Origin of the sequence: Streptomyces sp. NPDC007164, from assembly GCF_040634135.1 — a bacterium.
Classification (GTDB): Bacteria; Actinomycetota; Actinomycetes; order Streptomycetales; family Streptomycetaceae; genus Streptomyces; species Streptomyces sanglieri.
Map to the genome: position 1 here is coordinate 150,983 of NZ_JBEYFB010000010.1, position 21,187 is coordinate 172,169.

Sequence of the window (21,187 nt, forward strand, 5' to 3'; positions counted from 1 at the left end):
GTCCGACGCCCGGCGGCCGGCGTTCAGTCGACGCTGGGCCGGGTGTAGCCCTTCACGATCTCGGTGATGAAGTGCCGGGTCTGTTCCACATTCAGCGCCTGCGCCCGCAGATGCTCGTACATGACGCTGTACCGCTGAACGTCGTTGGCTTTCTCCAGATAGAGATCGCTGGTGACGCCCTCGATGTAGACGACGCTGGAATCGGCGGTGTCCGGGAATTCCAGAATGGCGTACTGCCCGTTGATACCGGGGTGTGCGCCCATGTCGAACGGCAGCACCTGCACGGTGACATGCGGCAGCTGGGAGAGCTCGATGAGCTGCTCCAGCTGCTCGATCATCACCTGCTTGCTGCCGACCAGCCGGCGCAGCGCGGACTCGTCGATGACCGCCCACAGCCGCAGCGGATGTTCGGGGTCGGTGATCCGGTCCTGGCGGCGGGCCCGGACGCTGACCCGCTTGTCGATGTCGTTCGGCGGGGCCTCCGGCAGCGCTCCGTTGATCAGCGCCTCGGCGTAGCTCCGCGTCTGCAACAGACCCGGGACCACCTGGGGTTCGTACACCCGCAGCGATTCGGCGTCGGTCTCCAGACCGATGTAGACGCTGTACGGGATGTCGCCGAACGCGTGCCACCAGCCCTGCTGGCGCGAATCCTTGGCCATCTGCATGAGCGACTCGACGATCCGCACGTCCTCTACCTCGTACACCCTGCAGAGGTCGCGGACATCGCGCTGGCTGATGGAACGGCGGCCGTTCTCCAGGCGGCTGATCTTCGACTGCGAGACCAGAAGTTGCTCCGCCACCTCCTCGGCCGTCATGCCCTTGAGCTCGCGAAGTCGGCGCAATTCCTGGCCCAACCGGCGCCTTCTGACGGTGGGATTGACGTTGGTCGGCACGGAAACGGCACCTCCGGCTATGTAGCTGTGCGTATCTACTGCTCAGCAGATTGCCACCCCTGGCCCCGGCCGCGCTGGGAAATGGCCACAAGAAAGCGCGCGGGGCAGCCGGAATTCCGGCTGCCCCGCGCTTGGTGCGGCTCCCGAACCGGGTCTTGGGGACGACGGTGCGGCGGTATTCGGTTGGTGCTGCCGTGCGGTGCTCAAGGCGTTGACGCGCCCGGGGCTGCTAGCCCGCCGCGGTGTGCGCCATGCTGCCGCGGCGTGACTGCGACTGCACTTGCGGTTGCAACGGAACTCCGGCCGCCTGGTTGCGGCGCGGCTGTGCGACCGCCCCGTTCTGGACGTCCATGACGGCATGCGCCACGAGTCCGCCCATGGGGTCGTGTCTGATCAGGTCCCGGAGCCTGGAGCGTGATGAACGCCCCTCGTTCCCGGGATACAGGTGCTTGCCGAGTCCGACCGCGTGGGCCAGCGCGGCGAGCGCCGCGGTCCGCGGGTCCGGCGGTACACCGGTGCGGATCGCACTGTCCAGCCTGGCTCTGATGTCCCGGCTGATTGCCGTGTCCGTCGCCTGGTAGCGAGTCGTCGGCAGAACTCCGCACATCTGGCCCGCCACGGCATGCACCATGCCGCATCGCTCCAGATGAGCGAGGTAGATCTGACGCAGCCCCAGCCGGGGCCCGCCAATCCAGTGGACCGCCCGAACCGGGCTGCCGCGTCGCCGCAGCAGTTCCAGTGCGGAGTCCAGAGTCGGATCTCCTGTCGGCCGTGGCATCACCACGGCGATACGATCCCCGTCAGGGGCTATCCGTCCTGCCAGAGCCAGCTCCACTAGCTGCGCCCCGGCGAGGCCGAGGTCGAGCGACTGCGGCTGCGCTGTGGTACCCGTGGTCGGGTCCAGAGCGAGCAGCAGAAGCTCCTCCGGAATTGTTCTGCGGCTCCTGCCCATCCATGCCTCCCCGCGTGGATGAATGACAGGGTGACCCCTCTCACATTGGTCTGTCGAGAGCGCCTGGGTGCTTTGTACGGGAACCAGTAGGTATGTCGTTCTCGTCTAGCAGCCGGGCCGGTGGTTCACACGGGACACTGGTAGATGGTTCGGACAGCGCGGGGGGTGTCCCCCGTGCCGCATGGAGGAGGCATCGGTGGCGGGCGAGTCCCCCGACAAGTCGGAGCAGCAGAAGTCGTCGGGTACGGCTCGGAGCGAAAGCGATCCGCGGCTTGCCGTCTTCCGTGAACCGTCCGCCGATGACACGGCCGCCGGGAACGGAAGCGGAACCGGAAAGACGGACACGGCCACGGCCGTCTTCCGCACGGACGCGGTCGCCGGGGCCGGCGAGGGCGCCGAGGCCGAGTCGGACACGGCTACGGCCGTCTTCCGCTCGATGCCGTCCGAGAGCGCCGAGAGCGCCGGGAGCGCCGACGGGAACGGTGACGGTGCCGATGGCGCGGCCGCCGGTCCGGATTCGGCGGCTGAGGACTCCGAGAGCGCTGACGGCGCTGTGGGCGCCGAGGAGGCCGGAGAGACCTCGGGGGCCGCGAAGCCCGCCGACGCTCCGGAGGAGGCGCCTGGGGCCTCTGAGGGCGTGGATGCGGCCGAGGCGGCGGATGCCCCGGAGACCACGGATGCGGCGGAGACGGCTGAGGCGGCCGAGGCGGCGGATGCCGCTGAGGAGCCCGAGGGTGACTCGGACGACGAGGCGAAGACCTCCGAAGGTGCCGAGGAGGGCGATGCGCGGCTGCGTGCGGCCGTCGCCGCCTGGGTGACGAAGGACGACGACGAGGCCACGGAGGGCGACGACGACGGGAAGGCCGCCACGTCGGAGGGCGAGGGCGAGGACGAGGACGAGGACGACGCGGAGGCCCCGGAGGCGGACGACGTAACCCCGGAAACGGCGACCGCCTCGGCCGATGCCGATGCCGATGCCGATGCCGAGTCCAAGGTCGATGACGACGCGCACGAGCCGTCCGGCGACGAGTCCGGCGACGACAACGCTTCCTCCGACGAGGAGAAGAAGCCCGACGCCAAGGACGCCAAGGACGCCAACGACGCCAACGACGCCGAGGACAAGGGCGGGATCGATCAGCCGACCGCCATCTTCAGGGCGCCCGCCGCACCCAAGGTCGACCAGCCGACGACCGCGCTGAAGATCCTCCCGTCCGGGTCGAAGCCCGGGTCGAAGCCCGAGTCCGCCGCCGAGCGGACCAGCAAGTTCGTACCCCTGCGCGGGGACGACGCGCGACCGACGCCGACGCCCGCGCCCCGCAGGCCGGAGGCGCCCGTCGCCCCCGCCGCGCCGGCGCCCGCCTCGCTGTCCGGCGCCGAGCGGACCACGCAGCAGCCGATGCCGCCGAAGCCGCCGCTCGACCTGCTGGCCGAGCTGACGAACACGCCGCCGCCGCCGGAGACCCCGGTCCGCACCGCCGTCCGCAGGGTCAAGATCTGGACCCCGCTGGTGCTGCTCCTGTTGATCGTCTTTGCGATCGCGCAGACGGTGCGCCCGCTGCCCACGCCCACCCTGGCGCTCTCCGCGGACCCCACGTACACCTTCGACGGCGGGAAGCTGGAGATGCCGTGGCCCGGCGAGGGACAGGGCGCGGCCGAGGTCGAGGGCGTCGGTTCCCTGGGCACGTACGGCAACCAGAAGGCCGCGCCGATCGCGAGCGTCGCGAAGATCATGACCGCGTACGTGATCCTCAAGGACCACCCGATCACCGGTAAGCAGAACGGTGCCCTGATCGAGGTCGACAAGAAGGCGGGCGAGGAAGCCAACCGCCCGGACGAGTCGACCGCACCGATCCAGGAAGGGCAGAAGTACACGGAGCGTCAGATGCTGCAGCTGCTGATGATCCCCTCCGGGAACAACGTGGCGCGGCTGCTCGCCCGCTGGGACGCCAAGACCGAGGAGGCCTTCGTCGAGCGGATGAACGCGGCGGCCAAGGACCTCGGCATGACGGACTCGACGTACACGGACCCCAGCGGTCTGGAGTCCACCACCAGGTCCACGCCCGCCGACCAGCTCAAGCTGGCGAAGGCGGTCATGCAGAACGACGTCTTCCGCGAGATCGTGAACATGCCCCAGGCCGACATCCCGGGCATCGGCAAGACCATCTACAACAACAACGTGATCCTGCTGGAGCCCGGGGTGAGCGGCATCAAGACCGGCTCCTCGACCCCGGCCGGCGGCAACCTGGTCTGGGCGGCCGACACGATCATCGACGGCAAGAGCCGCCGGATCGTCGGCGCGGTGATGGGAGCCGATCTGGACGGCACCCTGGACGCCAAGCTTCAGCGGGCCATACAGAACAGCCTGAAGCTGATCAAGGCCGCTCAGAAGGGCGTCGTCTCCGCCGCCGTCGTCAAGAAGGGCGATGTCGTCGGCTACGTCGACGACGGACTCGGCGGCCGGACCCCCGTGGTCTCCACCAAGGACCTCAAGGCGATCGGCTGGGGCGGGCTCACCGTGAGCCTCAAGATCGGAGCGGGCGACAAGCCGATCCCGCACTCCGCGAAGGCGGGCACCACCATCGGTGAGGTGACGGTCGGCACGGGCACCGGCAAGGTCTCGGCCCCGGTCACGCTCCAGTCGGAGATGACCGAACCCACCTTCGGCGACAAGCTGACCCGGATCGGCTGACCGGCCCGGTGGCCGGAACGGCCCGATGACGGAGGGGGTGCCGATCCCGGCGCCCCCTTTCGTATTGCGTACGTGTTAGCGTCCCGAGGCAACTCGATGACGCCGGGACGGCGTCCTCACAGGTGCACGGGGACGGGGTACGGGGCGCGCAGTCAGGCGGATCCGGGAAGACGGGGAGAGCCGTAGTGACCACCGCGGAGCCGGGACCCGGCCATGGGGCGGCCGAGAGCACAGGCATGAGGGGCAGCGGCAGCGGCGGGAGCACGCGGACGGCCGCGCCCGCCCGGGAGGACGCGACAGCCGCGGACGCCCCCGGGCAGCGCACCGACCCGTCGCGCCGGGCCCGTGCCGAACGACTGCTGCGGCATCCGGTGACGATCGCGACGGCCGCCGCCGCGGTCACCCACCTGCTCTGGTTCTTCTTCTGCGCCAACAGCGGCGGCGACCTCGCGGCACAGGACGCCTGGGCGGAATTCGTCGGCCGGCATCCCGGTACGGCGTACAACCTCGCCTGGTACGGGGGCATGCACCCCGTCTCGTACAGCGTCGTCTCGCCGTATCTGATGTCGGTGCTCGGTGTGCGTACGACGATGATGATCGCCGGGACCGTGTCGGCGGCGCTGACCGCGCTGATCCTGGTCCGGGTGCGGGCCGTCCGCAATCCGCTGGCCTGCTCGCTCGCCGGGGCGTTCGCGTATCTGTGCAACGCGCTGTCGGGGCGGGTGACGTTCGGGCTCGGGATGATGTTCGCGGTGGGTGCGACGGCCGCGGTGTTCTGCTGGCCGTACCGCTGGCGGTACAAAAGGTGGGCGAAGGCGGCCGTGGCCGCGCCGCTCGCCGGGCTCGCGACCGCGAGCAGCCCCGTGGCCGGGCTGTTCCTGGGCGTGATTGCCGCCGCGCTGTTCCTGAACAAACGGCGCCCCGGCGCCTACGCGCTGGGCCTGGCCCCGGTCGCGGTGGTCGCGCTGTCCGCGTGGCTGTTCCCGTTCTCCGGTACGCAGCCGATGTCGGTCGCCACGCTCTCGCTGCCGTTCATCTTCTCGGCGCTCGTCTTCGTCCTCGTACCGCGCGACTGGAAGACGGTCCGCGCCGCCGCCGCCGTGTACGGCGTCGGGACGCTGCTGACCTATTTCATCGACTCGCAGATCGGCTCGAACATCACGCGGATGGCGATGCTCTTCGCCGGAGTGGTGCTCCTCGCCGCGCTGCCGTACACCGCGCCGCGCTCCCGGCGCTGGTACGCGCTGATCATCGCGTTCGCCGGGCTGAACTTCTGGATCGGCTTCAAGAGCGTCGACGACATCGTCCGCACCGCCCCCACCGCCTCCTGGGCGCGCGAACTGGCCCCGCTGGTCAACGAGCTCCAGCAGGTCGGCGCCGAGCGGGGCCGGGTCGAGGTCGTGCCCGCGAGCAGCCACCGGGAGGCGTCCGCGCTCGCGCCGTACGTCAACCTCGCCCGGGGCTGGAACCGGCAGGCGGACATCAAGCGCAACCCGCTCTTCTACGACGACACCCTGAACAGCGCCAACTACCGCCAGTGGCTCGACCGCTGGGCGGTGCACTACGTGGTGCTGCCCACGGGGACGCCGGACTCCAACGGCGCGGTGCAGGAGGCGCAGCTGGTCGACGGCGGGCTGCCGTATCTGAAGCCGGTGTGGTCCGACGCCAACTGGCGGCTCTTCGAGGTGGACGGCCCGGTGCCGCTGGCTGATCCGCCGGCCACGGTGGACCGGGCCGAGGCGGGCGAGCTGACCATCCATGTGAAGACGCCGGGCCGGATCCTGATCCGCGTCCCGTACTCGCGCTGGCTCGCCGTGGTCGACAGCGAGGGCCGGGGCGTGGAGCGGCCGCAGGAGACCGAGGCGTCCAAGCAGCGCACGGACGAGAGCACGCCGCGGACCTTCGTCAACACCAACGGCTGTCTGTTCAAGGTCGAGGAGGACGCGGACGGCGACGAGTGGACGGAACTGCTCGCGCCGCGGCCGGGCGTGTACCGGCTGGCCGCCCCGTACCAGCTGTCACCCGGAACGCCGTGCCCGGAGGAACTGCGCTGACCCCGCGCCGCCGACGGGCGCGGCGCGGGGGTCGTGACACCGACGGGTCCCGCTACAGGCGCTTCGCGCTGCGCAGCGTCGCCGCGTAGTAGCCGTTCCCGTCGAGGCGGGACGTGCCGCCCTTGTCGCCGATGGTCGGGCCGTTGGCCTCCTCGCGGCTGGATATGAAGATCTTGTGGCCCTCGGAGTCGTGCCCGACGTACATGCCGACGTGGTCCAGGCGCTCCTTGGTGCGCTGGTCGAGCTTGAAGAAGACCAGGTCACCGGGTTGCAGGACATCGATGTTCTTCGGGCGGTCGGCAGAAGTGATGCCCTTCAGGTCGATCACGTCGGTGCCGCGGTTGGAACGGGCCATGCCGTTGGCGGTACGCGGCAGGCCGTCGCCGGACTTGTCGGTGGCCATGAGCGGGTAACGGGCCCGGTAGCCGAACACCGTACGGATGAAGCCCGAGCAGTCCATGGAGCGGGCGCGCTCGGTGCGGGGCTGCATCGTCATGCCGTTGCGGAAGGTGTACGGGATGCCGAGGTAGTCGTAGAAGTCGGACTCCTCCAGCCGCAGGTCGTTGCCCTCGCTGCCGTTGGGGTTCAGCGGACCGAAGTTGGCGTCACCGGCGTACGGGACCCCCTCGTCGTCCTTCTTGACCGGGGCCTCGGCGATGTACTGGAAGGCGGTGGCGAAGAGGTCGTCCTCCTCGCTGCCGAAGAACTCCTTGAACCAGTCCTTGAACCACTTCTCGTTCTCGGCGCCCTTCTTCCACTGGTACGGCATCAGCCGCACCCAGTCCTCGGTGACGACCTTGGTCGTGGTCGTGGTGGGCTCGGTGAAGGTACGGCTGGGACCGGTGAGGGTGGCGGTGCGGGCGCCGTCCGTGAAGGTGGCGAGGACCTCGCCATCGGTGCCGCGCAGCAGGGTGCGGTCGGGGTTGCGCAGCCGTTCCCAGCGCTGCTCACCGGACTTCAGGTTCGACGACCGCAGCGCCGGATTGTCGGTGACGGCCTGCACGGCCGGGGCCTTGGCCTGTTCGTCCTTGCGCAGTTCCACGGTGAGGTAGGCACTGCCCGCGAGCAGAGCGGTCACCGTGACGGCGTGCAGCACCTGGCGGGGGCGGCGCTTGGTCTTGGCACTCATGAGTCAGTCAGCTCCGGAAGGTTCGGGTCAGACGGTCGGCAGCGCGCCGAGCAGGATTCCTGCGGTGAGAACGACATAGGCCATGAGCGTCACCGAGCCGGTCGCCAGCAGGGTCGCGCCCTTGGGCTGGCGGACGAGCTGGTACGCGATCAGGCCGGGGACGATGAAGCCCAGGGTCTGGTTGGTGTACATCAGCGGGAACTCGATCGACAGCACGATCATCAGCGTCGCCTGGAAGATGACACCGGTGAGGACGACGGTGGAGAACAGCCGCTTGCCGTAGAGGATCACGACCTTCTGGAGACCGAGCACCGCGACGTACGTCAGCACGGTCACGCCGACCACCATGGCCGCGCGCTGGAGGTCCTCGACGAGGGTGAGCGCCAGCCAGCCCGGGGTGATCATCCCGCCGGGGGAGAGGTTGGTCGTCAGGTAGCAGACCAGCGAGAACATCAGCCCCAGGGCGATGCCTATGGCGGCAATCTCGGGGGTGAGGACGGAGGGGATCAACGGGGCTCTCCTGGGTATTCCTGCTGGGCCGGGTGTTCCTGTCGGGCCGGGTCTTCCTCAGCAGGGGCGGGCGGCAGAACGGGCTCGAACAGACCGCGTACGCGAGGCGCGGCGGGCGGCTGCTCGGCCGGGGTCTCCGGACTCCGGTGCGGTGGCTCGTGCTGGTTCTGCGGGTGGTTCAGCGGGTGGTTCTGCGGGTGACTCTGCGCGTGGCCCTGCGCGTGGCTCTGTGGCTGGTGGTACGGCTGCGGGGACTGCTGGTAGCGGGCCTCGTACGCCTCGGGGTACGGCTGGTACGGGTCGATGTGCGGGGTGTAGCGGGGGAGCGCCAGGGTCTCGTCGTGCCGCGGCTGCTGCGGGTGGGGCGGCTGCTGGGACTGGGAGTGGGGCTGGGGCTGGGGCTGAGGTGACTGCTGCCGCTGGGACGGGACCGGCGGGAAGAGGGCGACGGACGGGGTGCCGGCCGGGTTCCCGGCAGGGGCCTCGGCCGGGTCGGCGGCGTCGGCTGCTTCCGGGACCGGCGCGGTGCCGACGGGTGCGGTACCGGCGGGCCCGGGGGCGGACTGCCGGCCCGGGGCCTCGTCCAGGACCTCGTCCGGGGTCTCGTCGGCCGGCAGCTCGGCGAGGTGTTCGAGCAGCAGCTCGCCCTGGCCGTGGATGTTGCCGATCGCGACCAGCGAGGACTCCGGCCCGAGGTGCCCGAGCAGCTCGTTCATGAACTCTTCGGGGTCGCGCTTGTCGCCGCCGAGGTCGACCGCGGTGTGGCGCCACTCGGAGGGGATCGCGTCGATGGCGCTCTTCGCCGGGTGACCGATCACGAACACCTTCTCCGGCTGGAGATCGGGGATGATCTGCCCCATCTGGCCGTTGCGCTCGACCCGGTCGGGGCGGCAGTTGATCACGACGTTCAGCGGCCGGTCGATCGCGCCCAGGTCGAGCAGCTGGTTGATGTTCATCAGCGTCGACTCGGGGTCGTTGGCCGCGAAGACGTTGGCGAAGCGCAGCCGCTTGTCCTCGTGGGTGCGGTACCGCTCGACCGAGAGGACACCCGGGTCCGGCGGGGCGTCGTACATGCCCTGGAGCGCCGTCTGCCGGTCCACGCCGAGGAGTTCGGCGACGGTCAGCGCGATCGCCACGTTCTCCTTGAACGTGAACCAGCTGAAGCCGCGCAGCTCCTCGTCGCTCACCGTCTCCGGATCCGCGTAGATCAGCTTGCAGTCCCGGGCGTCCGCCTCCTCCTGAAGGATGTGGAAGCGGTCCTGCTCGGCGGTGACACAGATGCCGCCCTCCGGCATGGAGCGGCACAGCGAGCGGGCCACGTCATCGAGCGTGGGGCCCATCTCGGCCAGGTGGTCCTCACGTACGTTGCACAGCACGCCGATCGTCGACCGGATCAGCTTGGACTGGTTGATCTCCTGGAGCGCCGGCATGACCGCCATGCACTCGATGACCAGCGCGTCCGGGCTGTAGGAGGCCGCGCGCCGCACGATGCCGATCTGCTCCACGACGTTGGCGATGCCGAACTTGCGGTAGACCGGCTCCTCGGTGGCGTCCGGGTGGATGAAGCGGGCCGCGGTGCCGGTCGTCTTGGCGACGGTGACCAGGTCGCCGCCGCGCAGGGCGCCCGCGCACAGGCGGGTGATGGAGCTCTTGCCGCGGATGCCGTTGATCAGCACCCGGGTGGGTATCCGCTCCAGATTGGTGAAGTGGCGCCGCTGTTCGACGATGCCGGAGATCAGGAGGATCGCACAGCACACGACGAGCACGCCGTAGAGGAAGAGCACGGCCGTTCAGTTCCTTCCGACCAGGGGAGCGCTGTCTCGTTTGCGCTGCTCCTGGAGCTGCTGCCGGACAATTTCCAGACTGCGGGTGACCGCGCCGACCTCGTCGTGGTGGTGCGGGAAGAGCACGGTGCGGCGGTCGCCGTCGGCCAGCGACTCGGCCTGTCCGGCCAGTTCGCGCAGCGGCCGTACGACCACGATGTACAGCCAGCCGAGGCAGGCCACGGCAGCGGTGACGCCGAGCAGGCCGGCGAGAACGGTGCGGTTCTGCAGGTTGTACTCGGGGATGGCGAGGCCGGACGCGGGCTGCCAGCTGACCACCGTCCAGCGGAGCTGCTTCGCGGCGCCGCCACCGGCGAACGGCGAGGCGGCGGCGACCTGGACGCCGCCGCCGTCGCGGTAGGCGACGGCTCCCGCGGGGGCGTTCATGCCGACCCGCTGGTTGGTGCCGGAGACCAGTTCGTCCAGCCGCTCGGGCAGGGAATCGAAGGCGAGGTAGCCGGAGTTGCCGCCGATGACCCGGTGCTCGCTGTCGACCACCCGGACCTGGCCGAGCCCGGGGCGCTTGAGCAGCGCGTTGATGAAGTCGATCTTGAACTCGCCGATCACCATGGCGCCGTTGCGGCCGGGGATCTCCGCGTACCCGGCGACGGAGGGCTCCTTGCCGGACTCGTTGAGGACGCTGATGGGCTGGGAGAGCGGTTTGCCCTTGGAACCGGCGGGCAGCGCGTGCGGCTTCTCGCCGGCGCGGGCCTGGATGGTGCCGTCTGCGGAGCGTACGTAGATCGAGCGGTAGCGCTGGTGCTCGGTACGGGTGCGCTCCAGGACCTTCTCCATGTCGTCGGGCGAGGTGCGGTTGCCGATCAGCGAGGCGACGGAGACCAGGTCGGCGTGGCCCTCGTTGAGTGCGCGCCGGACCCGGTCGGAGATGGTGTGGGTGCGCTCGCGCTGGTCGCTGACGATCTGCTCCGGTACGGCGACGGTGGAGTCGGCGCGGTTGAAGAGCAGCAGCATCGGTGCGGACCAGGCCAGCAGCAGGACGCCGGAGATGATGATGAGCGCGCGGCTGCCGAGCCGGCTCCGGCGGCCGGGGCGGTTCGGGCCGGAGCCGGTGCGCCCGGCGGCCCCCGCGTCCCCGGCGGCCCCGTCCGCCGGTTCGCCGAGGAGCTGGCGGCGCAGGCGTTCCAGGGCGCGTCCGATGCGCGCCGTCTCGCCGAACCGGGGAACGGAGACCGGCCGGGTCAGATCGCCCCGGGTCAGCCGGCGGCTCTCCAGGAACAGCTTCAGCAGCGGCCGTTGCACGGTGCCGAGCAGCAGTGCCACCGCGAGTGCGCCGATGAGCAGCAGGGCGGCGGCGGAGACCAGGCCGAAGAAGGGGCCGGCGACGCGGGTCGGGTCCTCGGCGACGTCGACCATGGCGACGACGGTGAGCCCGAGCGAGGTGGCGAGGGTGCCCTCGCCGGGCTGCGGGCCGGCGAGCGCGGCGTAACCGGCGACGGCGCGGTCACCGCGGACGGAGTTGCCGCGCAGGCTGCCGCTGACACCGGGGAAGCCGCCGGAGCCGGGCTCCTTGGCCTTCAGCGGGTGCTGCTCGGTCTTGGTGGCGGCCGTCTCGGCGAAGGACGTCAGCTGCTTGGCGGAACGTTTCGCGTCCGCGCGCTGCTTCGCGGTCTTGACCTGCTCCGGCTCCGCGACACCGTCCCGGCTGAGGATGTGGCCCGTGGTGTCGACAACGGCGATCGAGCGGAACTGGCCCTTGCTGACACCGGGGAAGCGGAGGCTGTTGGAGGCGATCAGCAACTGCTGCGGCCGGTCCGGCCAGGACAGCAGGGCGAAGGCGAGCAGCCTGCTCTCGCCGTTCTGCAGCCGCACGATGCGCGGGCTGAGCCCGTCCTTCTCGGCGAGCTTGCCGGTGTCGATGGCGGTGACGGGGACGTTCTCGCCACGTGCGGCGAGCATCCGGCCGGACTCGATCTCGACGACGGCGGTGCCGGTCCACTTCTGGTAGACGCTGCCGATCTTGTCGAGGACGGCGTCGGGAGAGACCGGATCACCCGCACTGAAGAGCCCGGCGGTGCGGGTCAGGTCGGTGACGCTCTCGTCGATCGAGGCACGCATCGTGATGGCGCCGTCCTCGGCGAAGTGCTGCTGCGAGGTCAGCACCGCCTCCGGTACGGAGTCCTGGCTTGCCCGTCCCAGCCCGAGGGCGGTGATGCCGGCGAGGGAGAGCAGCAGCGCGGAGAGCACCGCGATGGGGGGCCGGATGCCACCCAGCAGCGACATATCGGCCCGTCGGCGGACCTTGTGCCGCCGCTTCGAGGACGAAGCGGCCATCGTGTTCCCCTTTGACTGTCTGCTCGGTTCCGGCGTGCTGAACGAGGCACAGCCGTTTGCTGGACATAAATGCTTTGCGGAAGGTTGTGCGGAGAGTAGCGAGTGTGAGATTTACGACGATCGTGGCCGGGATGGAACCGCGGCCGTTCCTGGCAGCGCTTCGCAGGTCGGCGAGTGTGCCGGGTGGGCGGGCGGGGTGGGCCGGTGGGCCGGGTGGGCCGGTGAGCCGGCAGCGCGGATCGGACCGGGCGGGACCAGACCGGATCGGACCGGATTGGACCGGATCGGGACCGGGCCGGTCTACGGGACCTGATCCAGGCTCATCCGGGGCTCAATCCGGGCTCGTCCCGGACCCGCTCCGGGCTCGTCCCGGATTCGCTCAGGACTCACTCCGGACTTGCTCCGAACTCACTCGGGGTTCGTTCCGGGCCCGCTCCGAACTCACTCGGGGTTCGTTCCGGGCTCACTCCGGCAGGTCCTTCAGGGGTCTCAGTCCGTCCTCGACGGCGCCCCGGTTGAGCATCGTGCCCTGGGTCCGCTGGAAGGCCATCCGGTATCTGGCCCGTTCCGCGTCCGGCAGGTCCTTGCCGTTCTGCAGCGCACCGGCCAGATCCACCAGCCGGTGGTCCTTCACCACCGCCGCGTCGGCCTCCTGCGCACCACCGGCATCGGCGTCCGGTGGAATCGTCAGCAGCGTCGGTACGTACCGGGCGTCGACGTCCCAGGTGTCACCGCGCTTGTGGAACTCGAACCAGCCGATGACGCCTTCCTCGGTCAGCCCCGACGGCACGTCGTGCCGCGCCACCTGATTGCCCAGGCCGTACGCGACCCACGTGGAGCCGATCTTCTCCATCGGCTGCACCACATGGGCGTGATGGCCGATCACCAGGTTGATCCCGGTCTCCCGGGCCAGCCTGCGGGCCAGCTTCAGCTGCCCGTTGCTCGGGTCCGGATGGTGCTCGCGGCCCCAGTGGATGCTGAGGATCACCACCTCGGCACCGGCCTTGCGGGCGGCCTTCTCGGCGGCGGCGATCCGCTTGAAGTCGGTCTGGTTGGTCAGCCACGGCTTGTCGGCCGGGACCTCGCGCCCGTTGAAGCCGAAGGCATAGGAGAGCTGGGCGACCTTCACGCCCTTCACGTCCATGATCAGCGGCTTGGCGGCCTCGGCGCTGTCGCGTGCCGACCCGGTGTGCTTGAGCCCGGCCTCGTCGAGCGCGTCGAGGGTGCGCCGTACGCCGGAGGCGCCGTGGTCGAGGGTGTGGTTCGAGGCCGTCGAGCAGGTGTCGTAGCCGACATCCTTGAGCGCCGTGGTGATCTGCGGCGGCACGGTGAAGTCGGGGAAGCCCTCGAACGGGCCGTCGGGCTTGCCCGCGACCGGCTCGAAGTGGCAGATCGCCAGGTCGGCCTTGCTGATCACGGGTTTGACCCCGGCCATCAGCGGACGGAAGTCGATCTTCTCCCCAGTACCCTTGGCGTCCTTGCGGCCCTGCTCGGTCAGCTGGGGGTGGATCAGAACGTCGCCGGCTGCGGCGACGGTGAAGGAAGGTCCCTCCTTCGCGTCCGCGGAGTCGCTGTCACCACCCGGAACCGAACAGCCGGCGAGGGCTGCGAGGAGGAGCACGGGCGCGGTGGCGCGAGCGACGGAGGCGGAAGGCGAGTAGCGGGACACTCCTAATATTTTTATATGTCTATGGTGCGGAATCCGACGAAGAAGGTAACGATCAAGCGAACACTGATCGGTATTGCCGTGACGGTCGTCACTCTGGGGGCCCTTGTGGCCCTTTTCGTACCATTCGGCGGCCGGGGGGCGGATGCCGTGAACGGAGACGGCCGCCAGGGGGGCTCCGCGTCCGGCGACCGTGATCGTGACCACGACCGGGTTGATCTCGCGCGCCGCATCACGGACTTCACCAGGGACACGGTCGCCCGCAGTGACTACCTTCCGCCGCTGCGTGCCCAGCGCCGTACCGCCGCCGAGGCCGTCGGCCTCTTCCTCGACGGCCGGCGGGCCGAGGCGGGCCGCCGCCTCGACGACATCGACTTCGGCATCAGGACGTACACCGACACGGCGACCGGCCGCCGGTTCGCGGAGATCTCCGACCGGGCGGCGGAGGGCCGCCGGGGCTGGGGCCGGGTCTACATCGACCTGAGCGCCACGTCCCGCTGGTCGGTCCAGGTCCCGCACCCGGTCGCCGATTCGGGCAGCGAACAGCTCGGCATCGGAGTCCTGCGGGCCCGGCGGGGCGGCGTACTGGTCATGGCCGGCGCCCACCGCGACGCCGACAAGAAGGGCCGCGCCGACGTGGCCCACCGCAGGGACACCGTGTTCGACGCCGTCTGCGACGAACTGGCCGCACGCCGCTTCCCCGGTCTCCAGGTCCACGGCTTCGCCGACAGCACCGAACCGGACTACGACGTGATCGCCTCCCTCGGCTCGGCGGACAAGGGCCTCCCCACCGCCCGCCGCGCCGCGACGGCACTGCGCCACGAGGGCTTCGCCGTCTGCCGCGCCTGGGCCCGGCGCTGCGCACTGGAAGGCCGCGGCAACGTGCAGGGCCGGGAGGCGGAGGACCAGGGCGTGCCGTTCCTGCACATGGAGTTCAGCCGCACCGTCCGCGACGACGCACCCCGGGTGCGCCGGGCGGCGGCGGCGATGGCGGCGGCCCTGCCTTCCTGAACCGGGGTGCGGTGCGGGGTGGTTCGGGCCGGTCCGGCCCGGGGCGGGTGGGAATGGTGCGGGGCGGGTGGGAATGGTTCGGCGAGTGCCGAAGAGTTGCCGATCTAGCGTCGAGCCATGACGGACACGAAGCACACGAAGCACACACCCGGCACCCCTGATGCCCCCGGTTCCTCTGGCGTACTCGGTACTTCCGACGGCCCCGCCGAGACCCCGGCGACGGATGGTCGCGCTCCCGGCAGTGGCGCCGCCGAGACTCCGGCGACGGACGGTCGCGCTTCCGGTGGTGGCCCCGCCGAGACCCCGGCGACCGACGATCGCGACCCCGCGCAGCTCCTGACGGCCATGGTCGACCACGTCCTGGCCCTAGCGGCGACCTGGCCGGACTGGGACGGCCGCCCCGTCCCCGCAGGTGACCGGCTCTACACCCCGCACAAGGCGATCCGGCGCGTCGCCGACCACATGGTCGACCACCTCGCGGAGATGGAGGCCCGGCTGGTCGGCGAGGAGACGCAGCCCGACCACTGGCACGCCTCGGCGACCACCACAGCGGCCGACCTCGCCCCCTTCACCGGCGCCGACCTCGACGAGGCGCGCAGCCGGCTCACCCGCTTGGCCAGGATCTGGGCGAACCGCCTGGACGCCCTGACCCCGGACGAGCTCGACCGCTCGGCCGGAACGGGCTGGACCTTCCGCCAACTCGCCTTCCACCTCGCCGAGTCGGTCTACTACGCGGATGCCGTGGGCGACCTGACGACGGGCGGGGCATCCGCGTCCACCCCCGCCCGGCCGGCGAAGCCGTGACGGCTGCGAGCTCACGCAGTGGGCCACAGAGGCGGTGACGCCCGACGCGACAGCGGGCCTCAGCCGCGGCTCGCCCTTTCAGCGGCCCGGCGTACGCGGCGCGGAAGCCGCCGCCCGGGAGTCGGGCAGTCGTTCCAGGAAGCGGCGCTGGTCGGCGAGGAAGCCGTCGGCGAACAGGGCCCGGGGCGCGAACACCGCGGTCAGGGTGAGCCCGACCTCGGAACGTTCGACGTCGTGCTTCACCAGTGAGTGAGTGGCGTCCGGGTAGCGCCTCACATCGAGGGAGTCGCGCGGGAGCAGTTCGCGGTAGGCGGTCTCCGTCTCGGCGGCGTCCACGTTGATGTCGTGACCGGCGACGACCAGCAGTACGGGAGTGCCGTGCATGGCCCGGAGGTCCGCGGTGGCGTCCGAGGTGTAGTTCTTGGCGATGAACTGCCAGCGGTCAGCCGTCATGTCGTCGTCCCCGGTCGCGTCGCGGTACTCCTCGACGGTCGCCCCGGCCTGCAGCAGACGCTGCGTCGTCTCCCGCCGGCGCAGCGCGGCCGCCCTCTCCTCGGCGGAGGCTCCGTCCCTGCGGAGCTCCGCGAGGAGGTTGAAGCGGCCCTGGCGCCCCCAGTCGATGGCGGGGGAGACCGCGATGACGAACCGCAGGCCCGCATCCCGCGCGGCCACCTTGGGCAGCACCCAGCCCGCCTGGCTGGCTCCCCAGAGGCCGATGCGCCGGCCGTCGATCTCGGGCCGTGCGCGGGCCCACGCCACCGCGGCCAGGGTCTCGTCGGCCCGGTCCTGCATGCTCTGGTCCAGCCAGTTGCCCTCGGAGCCCGATATCCCGGGCTTGCTGAAGGACAGCGAGGCGTATCCGGCCTTGGCGAAGGACTCCCAGATGGGCCGGTAGAACGTCTCGTGCGTCGCGTCCACCGGGCCGTCCCCGTGCACGAAGACGACGAGCCCGAACGGCCCGTCGCCCTTCTCCGGCAGGGCGAGAACCCCGTCGAGATCGGCACCCCGGTGCCGGAGGGTGACGTGCTCCTCCCGCAGGTCGTAGGTGTTCTGCCACAGAACCACCCCACCCAGCGAGACGGCGAGGAGCGACAGGGCGATCAGCGTTCCCGCCACCGCCCGCCACCTTCGCCGCTTCGCCGTCCTGACGCGCTTGCCGAACATCGCAGTCCCTCCGTCGCACATTGTTATCATTCTCAAAACGCTCGTTTCCATAATGAACGCATTAAGCTCGAACAGGCAAGGTGAACAGATGACCTCGGAAACGGACGGCAGACTGACGGTGGACCGACGGTGGGTCGACGACCCCGGACAAGGAGGGGCGATGACGGACTACGAGAACGGCCCCGTGGCGTACGGCGGGCCGGTGGTGTGCCGGCGGATCCCCGAAGGCGCCGAGGAGCGCGTCGCCGAGCTGTACTGGGACGCCTTCGGGCGCAAGCTCGGCCCGGCGCTCAATCCGCCCGGGACCGCGCGGAGGTTCATCGCGGCGCATCTCCACCACGACCGGGGCATCGCCGCACTCGTCGACGGCGAAGTGGTCGGCGTGGCCGGGTACCAGCTCGGCGGGCGCGCGCTGACCGGAGGCGGCACACGCGACGTACTGGCGACCTACGGATCGTTCCGCGGGCTGCCGAGGCTGCTGCTCCTGGCCCTGCTCTCGCGGACCCCGGCGGCACACGAGCTGCTGATGGACGGCATCGCCGTGAGCCCGGAGTGCCGGGGGCACGGCATCGGGAGCCTGCTGCTGACGGAGATCGCGGCGGTGGCCGCCGACCACGGCTGCCGGCGCATCCGGCTGGACGTCATCGACGTGAACCCGCGGGCCCGCGCCCTGTACGAACGGCACGGCTTCACCGCCGCACGCACCGAGCACGCGCCGTACCTGCGCGGCCTGATGGGGTTCTCGGCGGTCACGACCATGTACCGTCCGGTCACGGCAGCGGACAGCCGGGAGGAACGATGAACGGGACGAGAGTCAGGACGGAGGTCCCGACCCGCCTGCTGGTGCATGCCCTGGTGCGCGAGGACGGCACCGTGGACGCCGGGGAGCTCTACGAGGTCGCGGGCATCCTCGGCATGAGCGACCAGCAGGTGCGGCTGTGCGTCAAACGGCTCGTCGGCGAGGGCCGGTTCACCCACGAGGGGCGCGGACGCAAGGCCGTACTGCGGGCCGTCGCGGACGCCACCGGCGCCATCGCCCCGGACGCCGGCCATGTGCGCCACGCCTACCGCCAGGACCACGGACTCGCCCCGTGGGACGGCACCTGGCACCTGTTCGCCTTCGCCGTGCCCGAAGCCAGGCGAGCCGCCCGCGACACCCTCCGGGACAAGCTCCTCCGCCTCGGCGCCGCTCCCGTCCAGGGCGGCCTGTACGTGAGCGCCAACCTCATCGAGGACCTCGTCGAGGCCGAAGCCCGACACCTCGGCGTACTGTCCGCCGTCACCTTCCTCACCAGCGAGGACCTGCGCATCGGCACGCTGCGCGAGCCGCGCGAACTCGCCGCGTCGCTGTGGCCGTTGAAGGACATCGCGGCCCGGTACGACCGCCTCTCCACTTTGGCGGAGTCCTGCCTGGAGGAGATGAACGGAACGGAAGGCAGGAGAGAAGCGGAAGGCGCAAAGGGGGCAGAAGAGGCGAACGGCCCGAGCGCGCCGGAAGCCGAGCGGCTGACCATGGCCGTTGAACTCGCGGCCGAGTTCACCCGCGCCATGGAGCCGGACCCGCTGCTGCCGCCCGAGCTGCTCCCGCACCCCTGGCCCGGCAGCCGAGCCAGAGAACTGGCCGCCACCTGCTGGTCCCGCCTGGCGGCCCCCGACCCGCAGAAGCCGGCACCCGAGCCCGAACCCGGCTCCCTGCCAAGTCTGTTCAGCCTGTACGGGGATGTGCTGCGGCCCCCGACCGACACCTGAAGCACCCGCAAGCCGGCCCCTCGGAACCCGTTCGGTTCCACCTCGACCACATGCACATGTGACTTGGGGCACACCCTCCCGGGCGATGAATTCGCGTGCCGCCGCCGGTCATACAGGTACAACATCCTGAACGAGGAGGGCTCGTCATGACCCAGACGCTCGGCGCCCGTACCCACGCAGTCCGCCCCACAGACACCCCGCAGGCCCAGGGCACACAGACCCAGAGCACGCAGAGCACGCAGAGCACGCAGGGCACGCAGGGCACGCAGAGCACGCAGGGCACGCAGGGCACGCAGAGCACGCAGAGCACGCAGAGCACCCAGGGCGCGCAGGGCGCGCAGAGCACCCAGAGCACGCAGGGCACGCAGGGCGCTCAGGCCGCGCAAGTCCCGCCGCGAACGGCAAAGCGCGGCCTGCTGATCGGCGGCATGGTGGCGGGCCCGCTGTTCCTCGGGGTGGCCACTGTTCAGGGACTCGTACGCGACGGCTTCGACTTCACCCGCAACGCGTTCAGCCAGCTGGCGCTCGGCGGCCCCGGCTGGGTGCAGACGGCCAACTTCGTGCTCACCGCCGTACTGTTGCTGGCCGGCGCGTCCGGACTGCGCCGACTGCTGGGCGGGGGCGCGGGCGAGCGATGGGCGCCGGTGCTGATCGCTGTGTTCGGAGCTTCGTTCCTGGCCGCCGCGGCGTTCCACGCCGACGCCGGAGGCGGATTCCCCGCCGGTTCCCCGGAGACCGGCACGCTGAGCGGGCACGGGGCCGTCCACATGTTCAGCGGCATGATCGGCTACCTCGCGCTGTGCGCCGCGTTCGTCGTCCTGGCCCGCCCCCTCGCGGCCAGGGGCCACAAGGGCTGGGCCCTGGCCTCCCGCCTCGCCCCCGCCCTGGTCCTCGCGGGCTTCGCGGCCTCCGGCTCCCACGTCCTCGCGTTCACCGCCGGAGCGGGCTTCGGCCTCTGCTGGCTGACCGCCGTGACGGCCCGGCTGCTCGCCGATACGGTGACGGACGAGCGCCCGGGGCGGTAGGCGGGACCGACCATGACTCACGGAGCTGACGACCGGTCGATGCGCCATGGGAGCGGCACGGGAATGGACACGGGCATAGAGGTGGGCAAGAGCGAACCCACAACAGAGTCCACCTCCCCACCAACATCTGCACCGACATCCCCACCGACATCCGCACCGCCCTCCGAGCTGATGCCCGATCTGATGTCCGCAGTACGGGCCGGGGACGCGGTCGCCGTGGAAGCCCTGCTCTCGGCGGGCGCCGACCCCGACGTGCGCGACGAGCACGGAACTCCCGCTCTGTGCCAGGCGATTGATGCGCACGCCGACGAAGTCGTCCGTCTGCTCGCCACGCACGGCGCCGACCCCGGCCGGTGCGGACCGGACGGCGTACCGCCGCTGCGCAAGGCCGTCGACTCGGGCTCGCCCGCCGTGGCCGAAGCCGTTCTGCACGACACGGCCGCATGGCACCGCCACCGCGAGGCCGAACTGCTGGAGGCACGGAGCCTCGCCCGGCACTGGTACGAGGCCGGCGTCGAGGCGGAGCTGCGGCGCCGTACGGGTGCACAGGGCGCGGTCGCCCGTACCCACGTCCAGGACAACGAGTGCAAGGGCGTCGACGAGTTCTCCCTCGGCTTCTCCCTCGGCGGCGCGACCGTACGCGACGGGCACGCGGCGATCCTGACGAACCTGGAGAAGGTGCTCGGGCTCCGGGCTCCCTTCGAGGAGTTGCTGGACCGGGCGTTGACCCGCCCCGACCAGCAGCACGCCACCTGGTCCGCCTCCACCCTCCTCCTGTCCCACCGCCGCGACCGGGAGACCTGGGAGGCGGCAACAGTCCTGCGTGCCGACCCGGACCCGGTGCACCGCCTGTTCGGCGCCGAAGTGCTGCGGCTGACCCACCTGTTCGACGACAGCGAGGAAGACCGGTTCGCGGCCCCCGCGCTGGAACTGTTCCTGGACTGGTCGGCCGAGGAGACGGACGACGCGGTGCTCACCGAACTGCTGACCGGCCTCGCCGACCACGCCGACCCGCGCGGCGACGAGGCCCTGCTGCCCCATGCCGCTCATCCCGATCCGAGGGTCCGGCGCGCGGTGGCCTCCGGTTTCGACAGATGGTCACCGACCTTCTCCGCCACGGTCCGGAAGGCGTTGGTGGACCTGATGTCCGACCCGGACGCGGAGGTCCGGCGGGGCGCCTGCCGCACGGTCGCCGACGGCAGGGACCGCGCCCCCGAACTGGCCGGGGCGATGGCCGCCCTGCTGGACGACACGAGCCGCCCGGTCCGGGCCGCCGCCGTTCACGGCCTGGCGCGCCATGACGACGAACGGTGCGTGGAGGGAGCCCGCCGCCTTCCTCCCGCACCGCCGGGAACGTCGTACGAGTACGAGTACGACCTCGACGAGGTGTGGCGGTACGAACGACGCCGCGACGGCCGCTGAAACC

General features: G+C 70.9%; 16 protein-coding genes. 8 read left to right on the forward strand and 8 right to left on the reverse strand.

Annotated elements, in window-relative coordinates:
* Positions 1-23: 23 nt before the first annotated feature.
* Positions 24-893, reverse strand: coding sequence for a helix-turn-helix transcriptional regulator (locus tag ABZ622_RS16315; RefSeq protein WP_360543555.1), 870 nt, complete (start codon positions 891-893; stop codon positions 24-26).
* A gap of 229 nt (positions 894-1,122) precedes the next feature.
* Complete coding sequence (locus tag ABZ622_RS16320) at positions 1,123-1,845, reverse strand: GPP34 family phosphoprotein (protein WP_124722746.1); 723 nt, start codon at positions 1,843-1,845, stop codon at positions 1,123-1,125.
* A 181-nt stretch (positions 1,846-2,026) separates the two neighbouring features.
* Here ABZ622_RS16320 and ABZ622_RS16325 point away from each other — a divergent pair, with 181 nt between their 5' ends.
* Together ABZ622_RS16325 and ABZ622_RS16330 are read left to right on the forward strand one after the other, a co-directional pair.
* A complete protein-coding gene (locus ABZ622_RS16325; protein ID WP_360543558.1) occupies positions 2,027-4,534 on the forward strand; it encodes a D-alanyl-D-alanine carboxypeptidase in 2,508 nt (835 codons plus the stop codon).
* A 185-nt stretch (positions 4,535-4,719) separates the two neighbouring features.
* Positions 4,720-6,588, forward strand: a complete 1,869-nt coding sequence (locus ABZ622_RS16330) for an MFS transporter (RefSeq protein ID WP_360543560.1) — start codon at positions 4,720-4,722, stop codon at positions 6,586-6,588.
* 52 nt (positions 6,589-6,640) lie between these two features.
* Here the strand turns inward: ABZ622_RS16330 and ABZ622_RS16335 are convergent, their stop codons facing one another.
* From ABZ622_RS16335 to ABZ622_RS16355, 5 genes are all read right to left on the reverse strand, one after another.
* Positions 6,641-7,717 carry an NlpC/P60 family protein gene (locus ABZ622_RS16335; RefSeq protein WP_360543562.1) on the reverse strand — a complete coding sequence of 359 codons (1,077 nt, stop codon included), beginning with the start codon at positions 7,715-7,717 and terminating at the stop codon, positions 6,641-6,643.
* Positions 7,718-7,744: 27 nt separating this feature from the next.
* On the reverse strand, positions 7,745-8,227 hold the full coding sequence (locus tag ABZ622_RS16340; protein WP_093540014.1) for a poly-gamma-glutamate biosynthesis protein PgsC/CapC: 483 nt from the start codon (positions 8,225-8,227) through the stop codon (positions 7,745-7,747).
* A complete protein-coding gene (pgsB, locus tag ABZ622_RS16345) occupies positions 8,224-10,011 on the reverse strand; it encodes a poly-gamma-glutamate synthase PgsB (protein WP_360543564.1) in 1,788 nt (595 codons plus the stop codon). Before pgsB ends, ABZ622_RS16340 begins: the two co-directional genes overlap by 4 nt.
* 6 nt (positions 10,012-10,017) lie before the next feature.
* Positions 10,018-12,342 (reverse strand): cache and HAMP domain-containing protein, encoded by a 2,325-nt coding sequence (locus tag ABZ622_RS16350; RefSeq protein WP_360543566.1) that lies wholly within the window; start codon positions 12,340-12,342, stop codon positions 10,018-10,020.
* Between the two features lie 463 nt (positions 12,343-12,805).
* Positions 12,806-14,011 (reverse strand): CapA family protein, encoded by a 1,206-nt coding sequence (locus ABZ622_RS16355; protein ID WP_360543568.1) that lies wholly within the window; start codon positions 14,009-14,011, stop codon positions 12,806-12,808.
* A 147-nt stretch (positions 14,012-14,158) separates the two neighbouring features.
* On the opposite strand from ABZ622_RS16355, the gene ABZ622_RS16360 reads away from it, so the two are divergent.
* Positions 14,159-15,019, forward strand: a complete 861-nt coding sequence (locus tag ABZ622_RS16360) for a hypothetical protein (protein ID WP_360543569.1) — start codon at positions 14,159-14,161, stop codon at positions 15,017-15,019.
* 117 nt (positions 15,020-15,136) lie between these two features.
* A complete protein-coding gene (locus ABZ622_RS16365; RefSeq protein WP_360543571.1) occupies positions 15,137-15,823 on the forward strand; it encodes a hypothetical protein in 687 nt (228 codons plus the stop codon).
* A 78-nt stretch (positions 15,824-15,901) separates the two neighbouring features.
* On the opposite strand, the gene ABZ622_RS16370 is transcribed toward ABZ622_RS16365, so the two are convergent.
* A complete protein-coding gene (locus ABZ622_RS16370; protein WP_360543573.1) occupies positions 15,902-16,987 on the reverse strand; it encodes a CocE/NonD family hydrolase in 1,086 nt (361 codons plus the stop codon).
* A 160-nt stretch (positions 16,988-17,147) separates the two neighbouring features.
* Here ABZ622_RS16370 and ABZ622_RS16375 point away from each other — a divergent pair, with 160 nt between their 5' ends.
* The 4 genes from ABZ622_RS16375 (at position 17,148) to ABZ622_RS16390 (ending at position 21,183) form a co-directional block, all read left to right on the forward strand.
* Positions 17,148-17,789, forward strand: coding sequence for a GNAT family N-acetyltransferase (locus tag ABZ622_RS16375; protein WP_360543640.1), 642 nt, complete (start codon positions 17,148-17,150; stop codon positions 17,787-17,789).
* Positions 17,786-18,736, forward strand: a complete 951-nt coding sequence (locus ABZ622_RS16380; protein ID WP_360543575.1) for a PaaX family transcriptional regulator C-terminal domain-containing protein — start codon at positions 17,786-17,788, stop codon at positions 18,734-18,736. The genes ABZ622_RS16375 and ABZ622_RS16380 overlap by 4 nt, the downstream gene beginning before the upstream one ends.
* A gap of 146 nt (positions 18,737-18,882) precedes the next feature.
* Entirely contained in the window at positions 18,883-19,761 is an 879-nt protein-coding gene (locus ABZ622_RS16385) for a DUF998 domain-containing protein (RefSeq protein WP_360543577.1), read from the forward strand.
* 183 nt (positions 19,762-19,944) lie between these two features.
* The gene (locus ABZ622_RS16390) at positions 19,945-21,183 is read left to right on the forward strand and encodes a HEAT repeat domain-containing protein (protein WP_360543579.1); all 1,239 of its coding nucleotides are present in this window, start codon (positions 19,945-19,947) and stop codon (positions 21,181-21,183) included.
* Positions 21,184-21,187 lie beyond the last annotated feature (4 nt).

Coding starts and splice junctions, on each gene's coding strand:
- ABZ622_RS16335 (WP_360543562.1), bottom strand. CDS start 7,717: ATGAGTGCCAAGACCAAGCGCCGCCCCCGCCAGGTGCTGCACGCCGTC.
- ABZ622_RS16385 (WP_360543577.1), top strand. CDS start 18,883: ATGACCCAGACGCTCGGCGCCCGTACCCACGCAGTCCGCCCCACAGAC.
- ABZ622_RS16390 (WP_360543579.1), top strand. CDS start 19,945: ATGTCCGCAGTACGGGCCGGGGACGCGGTCGCCGTGGAAGCCCTGCTC.
- ABZ622_RS16375 (WP_360543640.1), top strand. CDS start 17,148: ATGACGGACTACGAGAACGGCCCCGTGGCGTACGGCGGGCCGGTGGTG.
- ABZ622_RS16325 (WP_360543558.1), top strand. CDS start 2,027: ATGGAGGAGGCATCGGTGGCGGGCGAGTCCCCCGACAAGTCGGAGCAG.
- ABZ622_RS16350 (WP_360543566.1), bottom strand. CDS start 12,342: ATGGCCGCTTCGTCCTCGAAGCGGCGGCACAAGGTCCGCCGACGGGCC.
- ABZ622_RS16320 (WP_124722746.1), bottom strand. CDS start 1,845: ATGGGCAGGAGCCGCAGAACAATTCCGGAGGAGCTTCTGCTGCTCGCT.
- ABZ622_RS16370 (WP_360543573.1), bottom strand. CDS start 16,987: ATGTTCGGCAAGCGCGTCAGGACGGCGAAGCGGCGAAGGTGGCGGGCG.
- ABZ622_RS16380 (WP_360543575.1), top strand. CDS start 17,786: ATGAACGGGACGAGAGTCAGGACGGAGGTCCCGACCCGCCTGCTGGTG.
- ABZ622_RS16365 (WP_360543571.1), top strand. CDS start 15,137: ATGACGGACACGAAGCACACGAAGCACACACCCGGCACCCCTGATGCC.